Here is a 1,094-nt window from a genome sequence, read left to right as displayed (position 1 = left end):
TTCCATTAAACTGTTTTTACTTCAAGATAAGGAGGTGATCCAACCCCAGGTTCCCCTAGGGTTACCTTGTTACGACTTCACCCCAGTCATGAAACACAAAGTGGTGACCGTCCTCCCGAAGGTTAAACTAGCCACTTCTTTTGCATCCCACTCCCATGGTGTGACGGGCGGTGTGTACAAGGCCCGGGAACGTATTCACCGTAGCATTCTGATCTACGATTACTAGCGATTCCGACTTCATGGAGTCGAGTTGCAGACTCCAATCCGGACTACGACAAGCTTTGTGGGATTCGCTCCACCTCGCGGTATTGCTGCCCTCTGTACTTGCCATTGTAGCACGTGTGTAGCCCATCCCGTAAGGGCCATGATGACTTGACGTCGTCCCCACCTTCCTCCGGTTTATCACCGGCAGTCTCCTTAGAGTTCCCGCCATAACGCGCTGGCAAATAAGGATAGGGGTTGCGCTCGTTGCGGGACTTAACCCAACATTTCACAACACGAGCTGACGACAGCCATGCAGCACCTGTCTCACAGTTCCCGAAGGCACAAGTCTATCTCTAGTCTCTTCTGTGGATGTCAAGGGATGGTAAGGTTCTTCGCGTTGCATCGAATTAAACCACATGCTCCACCGCTTGTGCGGGCCCCCGTCAATTCATTTGAGTTTTAACCTTGCGGCCGTACTCCCCAGGCGGTCAACTTAATGCGTTAGCTCCGCTACCCACGGATCAAGTCCACAGACAGCTAGTTGACATCGTTTACGGCGTGGACTACCAGGGTATCTAATCCTGTTTGCTCCCCACGCTTTCGTGCCTCAGCGTCAGTATCTGTCCAGGTGGCCGCCTTCGCCACTGATGTTCCTTCCAATCTCTACGCATTTCACCGCTACACTGGAAATTCCACCACCCTCTACAGTACTCTAGTTTGCCAGTTCAAAATGCAGTTCCAAGGTTGAGCCCTGGGCTTTCACATCTTGCTTAACAAACCGCCTACGCACGCTTTACGCCCAGTAATTCCGATTAACGCTCGCACCCTCCGTATTACCGCGGCTGCTGGCACGGAGTTAGCCGGTGCTTCTTCTGTTGCTAACGTCACAG

Annotated in this window: 1 rRNA gene; it reads right to left on the bottom strand. The window is 52.5% G+C overall.

The annotated features are described in order from the left end of the window. Nucleotides 1–27 precede the first annotated feature (27 nt). Nucleotides 28–1,094: ribosomal RNA gene (locus H4J75_RS19595) — 16S ribosomal RNA — on the bottom strand; the annotation flags it as partial.

Origin of the sequence: Colwellia sp. BRX10-1 (assembly GCF_014077545.1) — a bacterium.
Taxonomy (GTDB): domain Bacteria; phylum Pseudomonadota; class Gammaproteobacteria; order Enterobacterales; family Alteromonadaceae; genus Colwellia_A.
The sequence above is the reverse complement of the archived record's forward strand: the minus strand, read 5'-3'. Positions and strand labels throughout refer to the sequence as shown.